The sequence below is a fragment of the Microbacterium sp. genome (assembly GCF_032084865.1).
GTDB lineage: Bacteria > Actinomycetota > Actinomycetes > Actinomycetales > Microbacteriaceae > Microbacterium.
Genome location: NZ_DAMDLU010000139.1, coordinates 1 through 7,639, shown reverse-complemented (window position 1 = coordinate 7,639; position 7,639 = coordinate 1). Strand labels below are relative to the sequence as shown.

General features: G+C 68.7%; 6 protein-coding genes, 1 tRNA gene and 1 pseudogene. 3 read left to right on the top strand and 5 right to left on the bottom strand.

From position 1 onward, the window contains the following. The 3 genes and pseudogenes from RT309_RS12500 to aceE all read right to left on the bottom strand — a co-directional run. Nucleotides 1-252 (bottom strand): annotated as a pseudogene (locus RT309_RS12500) (ACP S-malonyltransferase); the annotation flags it as partial. 108 nt (nucleotides 253-360) lie between these two features. After that, nucleotides 361-1,551 carry a helix-turn-helix domain-containing protein gene (locus RT309_RS12495; RefSeq protein ID WP_313357504.1) on the bottom strand — a complete coding sequence of 397 codons (1,191 nt, stop codon included), beginning with the start codon at nucleotides 1,549-1,551 and terminating at the stop codon, nucleotides 361-363. A 28-nt stretch (nucleotides 1,552-1,579) separates the two neighbouring features. Beyond that, nucleotides 1,580-4,306, bottom strand: a complete 2,727-nt coding sequence (aceE, locus tag RT309_RS12490; RefSeq protein ID WP_313357502.1) for a pyruvate dehydrogenase (acetyl-transferring), homodimeric type — start codon at nucleotides 4,304-4,306, stop codon at nucleotides 1,580-1,582. Nucleotides 4,307-4,459: 153 nt separating this feature from the next. On the opposite strand from aceE, the gene RT309_RS12485 reads away from it, so the two are divergent. After that, nucleotides 4,460-4,532 (top strand) — tRNA-Val (locus RT309_RS12485). A gap of 29 nt (nucleotides 4,533-4,561) precedes the next feature. On the opposite strand, the gene RT309_RS12480 is transcribed toward RT309_RS12485, so the two are convergent. Both RT309_RS12480 and RT309_RS12475 read right to left on the bottom strand, forming a co-directional pair. Further along, the gene (locus tag RT309_RS12480) at nucleotides 4,562-5,731 is read right to left on the bottom strand and encodes a hypothetical protein (protein WP_313357501.1); all 1,170 of its coding nucleotides are present in this window, start codon (nucleotides 5,729-5,731) and stop codon (nucleotides 4,562-4,564) included. 63 nt (nucleotides 5,732-5,794) lie between these two features. Further along, on the bottom strand, nucleotides 5,795-6,634 hold the full coding sequence (locus RT309_RS12475; RefSeq protein ID WP_313357499.1) for an aldo/keto reductase: 840 nt from the start codon (nucleotides 6,632-6,634) through the stop codon (nucleotides 5,795-5,797). Between the two features lie 75 nt (nucleotides 6,635-6,709). Here RT309_RS12475 and RT309_RS12470 point away from each other — a divergent pair, with 75 nt between their 5' ends. After that, entirely contained in the window at nucleotides 6,710-7,108 is a 399-nt protein-coding gene (locus RT309_RS12470) for a YchJ family metal-binding protein (RefSeq protein ID WP_313357497.1), read from the top strand. Nucleotides 7,109-7,117: 9 nt separating this feature from the next. Next, the coding region (locus RT309_RS12465) for a DNA-binding protein (RefSeq protein WP_313357495.1) at nucleotides 7,118-7,639 on the top strand (522 nt) is incomplete at its 3' end.

Below are 7,639 nucleotides of genomic sequence, written 5' to 3'. Positions count from 1 at the left end.
CCCGTCGGGACGCCGTTCGGCGCGCAGGGTCAGCTGCTCGGCGGCGATCAGCGAGGCGGCGACGATGAGCGGCTGCGCGATGCGGGTGTCGCGGATGGTGTCGGCGTCCGCTTCGGTGCCGTGGGCGATCAGGTCGACCTCGGCGGCCTCGGAATATGCGGCCAGCCGGTCGGCGACGCCGTCCAGCTCGAGCCAGGGAGCGAGGAAGCCGGGGGTCTGGGAGCCCTGTCCGGGCGAGGCGACGACGATCACCAGACCAGTCTGCCAACGATCGGACGATGGTGGTGGATGAAACATCACAACAATCAGTGAATCGATTGTGCGTGGCGCACATCTCCCGTGCGGTAAGTCCCTGACGACTCAGCGACGCCGCGTCACGGCACGACGCCTGGCAGGCTCTGTCGTGCCGATCGAGCCGAGGATCAGGGCCGTCTGCAGGATCAGGGCCTCGCGCGGACCGGTCGCGTCCCAGCCGATCACCTCGGTCACGCGCTTGAGCCGGTAGCGAACCGTGTTCGGGTGCACGAACAGCTCGCGCGCGGTCGCCTCGAGCGAGCGGCCGTTGTCGAGATAGCTCCACAGCGTCGTCACGAGGTCGGTGGAATGCGCCTGCAGGGGGCGGAAGATCCGCTCGATGAGCGTCTGCTTGGCCAGGGAGTCACCGGCCAGGGCGCGCTCGGGCAGCAGGTCGTCCGCCTCGACCGGGCGTGGCGCGCCGCGCCACGCGCGAGCGACCGCGAAGCCGGCGAGCGCCGCACGGGCACTCTGCCCGGCGTCGACGAGGGCGGTCACCGGCGGGCCGAGCACCACGTAACCGGGGCCGAACGAGGGCTCCAGGCGCAGCGCGATCTCGCTGAACGGCAGGTCCTCGGTCTCGTCCTCCTTGCCGGGCACACGCGCCCGCCCGATCACGAGCACGAGTCTCGAGCCCTGCACGCCGATCAGCACATCGACCGACATGCGCCTGGCGGTGCGACGGACCAGGTCCACGTCGAACTGCGGGGGAGTCGTGCCGACGAGGACGCTGACCTCGCCATGGCCGTGCCAGCCGAGCGCGGCGATGCGACTGGGCAGCTCCTCGTCGGCCTCACCGGTGAGGATCGAATCGACGACGAGCGCCTCGAGCCGGGCATCCCACAGTCCCCTCGCCTCGGCGGCGCGGGCGTACACGTCAGCGGACGCGAAGGCGACGTCGCGCGAGTACAGCAGGATCGCCTCGCGCAGGTCCTCGCCGCGACCGGCCACCCGCTCCTCGGTGACCTCGACCGTGACACGGATCAGCTGCAGAGTCTGCTGCAGGCTGACGCTGCGCAGCAGCTCGCGTGGAGCGGCGGCGAAGATGTCGGCGGCGATCCAGGGGGTCGATGTCGGATCCTCGTACCACTGGATGAAGGATGTGATGCCGGCCTGGGCCACCAGCCCGACGGCGGAGCGTCGGGCCGGTGGCATGTCGGCGTACCAGGGCAGGGTGTCCTCGAGCCGCTTGATCGTCACCGTGGCGATGTCGCCGGAGATCCGGCGCAGCCAGGAGAGCGTGGCGGCCTTGTCCATGGCCTGCTGGGCGGTACTGCTCACAGGATCAGCTCTCGCCGCCCGCGTTCCCGCTGGTGCCGGCGTTCACGTCGAACAGACGGTACTTCTCGATCGCCTGACCGATGACCGAGCGGTCGACCTTGCCCTCGTCAGCCAGCGCCTGCAGGGTGCGGACCACCATGGACGGACCGTCGATCTTGAAGAAGCGTCGCGCTGCCGCACGGGTGTCCGAGAATCCGAAGCCATCGGCGCCGAGCGTGTAGTACCGGTTCGGCACCCACGGACGGATCTGGTCCTGCACCGCGTGCATGAAGTCGCTGACCGCGACGACCGGGCCCTCCGCGCCCTGCAGCTTCTGCGTGAGGTATGCCGTCTGGGGCTCCTCCTCGGGGTGCAGGAAGTTGTGCTCGTCGACGGCGAGTCCGTCATGGCGCAGCTCGCTCCACGACGTGACCGACCACACATCCGCGCTGACGCCCCAGTCCTGCTGCAGCAGCTGCTGGGCCTCCAGAGCCCACGGCACGCCGACGCCCGAGGCGAACAGCTGGGCCTTGTGGCCCTCGCCCGTGCCCGGCTTGATGCGGTGGATGCCGCGGATGATGCCGTCGATGTCGGCATCCTCCGGCTCGGCCGGCTGCACCAGCGGCTCGTTGTACACCGTGATGTAGTACATGACGTCGGGGTCGGGGTGGGATCCGCCGTACATCCGCTCGAGACCCGAGCGCACGATGTGGGCGATCTCGTAGCCGTAGGCGGGGTCGTACGACACGGTCGCCGGGTTGGTGGACGCCAGCAGCGGCGAGTGACCGTCGGCGTGCTGCAGGCCTTCACCGGTCAGCGTCGTGCGTCCCGCGGTGGCGCCGATGATGAATCCGCGTGCCATCTGGTCGCCCGCAGCCCACATCGCATCTCCGGTGCGCTGGTAGCCGAACATCGAGTAGAAGATGTAGATCGGGATCAGCGGTTCGCCCTGCGTGGAGTACGACGTGCCCGCGGCGGTGAAGGCGGCCATGGCGCCGGCCTCGTTGATGCCGACGTGCACGATCTGCCCCTGCGGGCTCTCCTTGTACGCGAGCAGCAGCTGGCGGTCGACGGACGTGTAGTGCTGGCCGTTCGGGTTGTAGATCTTCGCGGTCGGGAAGTACGCGTCGATGCCGAACGTGCGCGCCTCGTCGGGGATGATCGGCACGATGCGGTTGCCGAAGTCCTTCGCCCGCAGCAGGTCCTTCAGCAGACGGACGAAGGCCATCGTCGTGGCGATCTCCTGGGTGCCGGAGCCCTTGCGCGGCAGCGCGTAGGTCGACTCCTCGGGCAGCGTGATCGACGTGTGCTTCGTGCGACGCTCCGGGATCATGCCGCCGAGGCTGCGGCGACGCTCCAGCATGTACTGGATGGTCTCGTCGTCCTTGCCCGGGTGGTAGTACGGGGGCAGGTACGGGTTCTCTTCCAGCTGCGCGTCCGTGATCGGGATCTGCATGGTGTCGCGGAACGTCTTGAGGTTGTCCAGCGTCATCTTCTTCATCTGGTGGGTCGCGTTGCGGCCCTCGAAGTGCGGTCCGAGACCGTAGCCCTTGACGGTCTTCGCCAGGATGACGGTCGGCTGGCCCTTGTGCTCCATCGCCGACTTGTAGGCCGCGTACACCTTGCGGTAGTCGTGACCACCGCGGCGCAGATGCCAGATCTCGTCGTCCGAGAGGTCCTTGACCAGTGCAGCGGCCCGCTCGTCGCGGCCGAAGAAGTTCTCCCTGATGTACGCGCCGGACTCGGCCTTGTACGTCTGGTAGTCGCCGTCAGGGGTGGCGTTCATGATGTTCAGGAGAGCGCCGTCGGTGTCGCGGGCGAGCAGGTCGTCCCACTCCCGGCCCCAGATGACCTTGATGACGTTCCATCCGGCACCGCGGAAGAACGACTCGAGCTCCTGGATGATCTTGCCGTTGCCGCGCACCGGACCGTCGAGACGCTGCAGGTTGCAGTTGATCACGAACGTGAGGTTGTCGAGGCCGTCGTTGGCGGCCACCTGCAGCTGTCCGCGGCTCTCGACCTCGTCCATCTCGCCGTCGCCCAGGAAGGCCCAGACGTGCTGATCGCCGGTGTCCTTGATCCCGCGGTTGGTGAGGTACTTGTTCGCCTGCGCCTGGTAGATCGCGTTGATCGGGCCGAGGCCCATCGACACGGTCGGGAACTGCCAGTACTCGGGCATCGACCGCGGGTGCGGGTACGACGGGAGGGCATGGCCGGCGTGCGACTTCTCCTGACGGAAGCCGTCCATGTCGGCTTCGCTCAGGCGCCCCTCGAGGAAAGAGCGGGCGTAGATGCCGGGGGAGGCGTGGCCCTGGATGAAGATCTGGTCGCCGCCGCTCGGGTGGTCCTGGCCTCGGAAGAAGTGGTTGAAGCCGACCTCGTACAGCGACGCTGCGCCCGCATAGGTGGAGATGTGCCCGCCGACGCCGATGCCGGGGCGCTGCGCGCGGTGCACCGTGATGGCCGCGTTCCACCGGATCCAGTGGCGGTACCGGCGCTCGTTCTCCTCGTCGCCGGGGAATTCCGGCTCGTTCGACGCGGCGATCGTGTTGATGTAGTCGGTGGTCGGCACCATCGGCACGCCGAGGTGACGCTCCTTCGAGCGCTTCAGGAGGCTGAGCATGATCTCCCGGCCGCGGCCGGGACCCTTCGCATCCACCAGCTCGTCGAGCGACTGCTGCCACTCGCCGGTCTCCTCTGGGTCGCTGTCCAGAGGTGCCTGGGAGTACGGATCCTGATCGTGGACGGTCACGTGGAGCCTTTCGTCAAGCTGGCAGGTCGTGCCAAGGAAACGGGATGCGCCGCGGTCGGGCCTTGTCGGCACCGCACAACGCGCGCTGTGGTCAGCCTATATCCGTTCCGAAGACGTGTTCCGCAAATTCCGCACCGTAGAATGGGGGTACCAGGGCCTTTAGCTCAGCTGGTAGAGCGCCACGTTTACACCGTGGATGTCGTCGGTTCGATCCCGGCAGGGCCCACCGTCCTCCGTCTCGGCGCCCTGTGCGCTTCAGCCCTCGAACGTCTGGCCGGGATACGCGTCGCGCAGCAGAGCGAGCGCGTCATCCTGCAGGGCCTGCGTATCGGCTCGCAGCCGCGCAGCCTCCGCCTCGGCGAGTTCGAGCTCGATGCGGCGTGCGTGGTGCTCACCCCGGATGCGGTTCAGATCCTCGTCGCGATAGGTGATCGACTCCTCCCACGACATCGTGATCGGCTCACCGCCCACGGGGGTGAGAGTGACCCGCCACCGCGCTCGGTCCTCGGAGTTCGTCGCCTCGAACTCGGCACGATCGTCGGCGAAGCGCGCCGCGGCCTTCGAGAGCGCGTCGGCGTCCGCCTCCAGCTGAGCGCGCGTCTGCGCATTGGCCTGCTCGGCTGCCGCGACGTCACCCCAGGCGCGGGCGACCGCCGCCCGGACATCTTCGAGTACGGCGACGGCTCGCCGGTGCATTTCGACGAGCGCGCCACGATCGGTGAACGTGCGTGCGTAGATCTGCTCCAACTCGGCGGTGAATCCGATGTCGGGGTGCACCTGCGACCCGAGGTAGGCGAACTGCTCGGTGGCCCGCTTCTCGTCGTCGCCGTTCATCGAGGCGGCGATCTGATCGTGGACGGGATCGTCGGCAGGCACGAGCGCGGTCGCTGCGGACAGCAGCTCTGCGACTTGCGTCTTCTCCTCGGACGACATGCGTGCGTACACCGCGTGCAGCAGTTCGTGGGCTGCCGTGGTCACCGTCGACTGGGCGAGGCGCTCGTCGGTGGGACGGTAGACGAAGATCCGATCCTGGGCGCGCGACTGCTCGAAACCCGTGAAGCAGCCGAGCGTGGACTCATTCTCGGGGTCGTGGGATTCATCGCCGCAGAACTCGGCGATCTCGTCGGCGTCGGCATAGCGCGGCTGCGTGAAGGCGAAGACCTCCCTGCCCTCCGCGGTCAGCATCATCCGGTCGGCGAGGTCGGCGAACTCCGCGCTCAGCGGCGGTGCGGGTGCGGCAAGCGCGGGGAAGATCCGCTCGAGCAGCGGCTCGTCGGCCTTCGAGTCCTGCGACATCAGCCACAACCCGCCGACGGTGCTCGCCGCGGGTACGACGAGCACCGCTGCTGTGCTGATGCGCCCGACGACGGATCGTCGTCTGCGGGAGGCGGGGCTGCCCATCGGCGCCTGTTCGAAGAAGGTCATGGCCGCATGGCGGCATCGGTCGGGTGCAGGGCCTCGCTGAGAACGGTCAGGGGCATCCGGAACTCACATCTCCTCGTGCGTGGCCGGGTCGCCGTCGAAGAGCCGCCCGTCTGCGCGACCGAGCCCGGTGATCGCCTCGACCTCAGCGGCGTCGAGCACGACGGACGCCGCCTCGAGATTGGTGCGCTGATGCTCGGGTGAAGAGGCCTTCGGAATCGACACGGTGCCCCTGGCGACATGCCAGGCGATGATCGCCTGCACGGGGGAGATGCCGTGACGTTCGGCGATCTCGACGATGACGGGCTCATCGAGCACCTGCCGTGCACGGCCGAGCGGCGACCACGCCTCGGTGAGGATGCCGCGGTCGGCATGGAACGCGAGCGCCTCCTCCTGCGGGAAGTAGGGATGCACCTCGATCTGGTTCACCACCGGCCGCACGCCCGTCGCCGTCTCGATGCGCTCGAGGTGCTCGGGAAGGAAGTTGGACACGCCGATCTGGCGCACGGTGCCGCGCTGCTGCGCGTCGACCAGAGCCTGCCACGCCTGCTCGTACCGGCCGGTGAGGGGGTTGGGCCAGTGGATGAGGTGCAGGTCGGTGGCATCCAGCCCGAGACGGAACCGGCTCTCCTCGATGCTGGTGCGCGCCTTGTCGGTCTCGTGATGCCGGCCCGGCAGCTTCGTGGTGACGATGATCTCGGAGCGGTCGATTCCGGATGCCCGCACTCCGGCGCCCACGGCGCCCTCGTTCTCGTAGTTGAACGCCGAGTCGATCAGGCGGTAGCCGAGGCCGATCGCCGCGGCGACCGACTGCGCGCCGGCCTCGCCGTTGAGCCGGTACGTGCCCAGCCCCACGGCGGGCAGCGGGAATCCGTTGTGGGCGGTGAAGACGGGAACAGCGGTCATGGAGGTCCTCCGGATCGTCGGTCAGGCTCAGCCTATGGCCGCATCCGGGCAGGACTCGCGTGTCAGCATGGGTGCATGTCGAGACCCGCGAGCGATCAGCGATGCCCCTGCACGAGCGGCGATGTGTTCGGATCTTGCTGCGGCCCGGTGCTGGCATCCGGATCGGCGCCGACCGCCGTGCGCCTGATGCGATCCCGGTTCACGGCGTTCGCGACAGCCGACGCGGAGCATCTGCTGCGCACCTGGCACCCGTCCACCCGCCCGGACCGTCTCGATCTCGACGACGGCATCCGCTGGCAGCGCCTCGACATCCTCGATCAGAAGCACGGCGGACCGTTCGATGACCGCGGCGTGGTCGAGTTCGAGGCCTTCTACCGTGATGAGCACGGGCGAGGCACGCTGCGCGAGCGCAGCCGTTTCGTGCGCGAAGGCGGGCTCTGGCTGTACGTCGACGGGGTCATCTTGACGGGTTAGGTTTGAGGAGTGAAAGCCAGCCCCGAGCACCAGCGCCGCCTCCTCGACATCGCCGACCTCGATCGGAAGATCGCGCAGGCGGAGCGCGCCCGCACCACCCCAGCGCAGGGTGCTCGCATCAACGAGCTCGCCGCTCTGCGCCAGCAGCAGCTCGGTGAGCTGGCCGGCCTCGCCGGCGTGCTCGACGACGCGAACGCCGAACTGAAGCGGCTGGAGTCCGACGTCCACCTCGCCGCGCAGCGCCGCGACAAGGATGCGGAGCGGCTCGCCGTCGCCACCGATCCGAAGCAGGCGCAGGCGCTCGAGAACGAGATCGAGAGCCTCGGCCGGCGCATCACCGTGCTCGAGGATTCCGAGCTCGAGGTGATGGCGCGCGTCGAAGAGGCGCAGGCGGCCGTCGACGCCCAACAGGCGCTGATCGACCAGACCCAGTCCGAGGGCGCGCAGCTGACCGCCGCCGCGAAGGCCGACATGGCTGCCGCAGCAGCGGAGGGCGAGCACCTGACGCGCGATCGCGCGGCCCTGGCCGAG

Excerpts from the sequence above, each read along its gene's own strand:
- RT309_RS12495 (WP_313357504.1), bottom strand. The coding sequence starts at position 1,551 with ATGGACAAGGCCGCCACGCTCTCCTGGCTGCGCCGGATCTCCGGCGAC.
- RT309_RS12480 (WP_313357501.1), bottom strand. The coding sequence starts at position 5,731 with ATGACCTTCTTCGAACAGGCGCCGATGGGCAGCCCCGCCTCCCGCAGA.
- RT309_RS12475 (WP_313357499.1), bottom strand. The coding sequence starts at position 6,634 with ATGACCGCTGTTCCCGTCTTCACCGCCCACAACGGATTCCCGCTGCCC.
- RT309_RS12470 (WP_313357497.1), top strand. The coding sequence starts at position 6,710 with ATGTCGAGACCCGCGAGCGATCAGCGATGCCCCTGCACGAGCGGCGAT.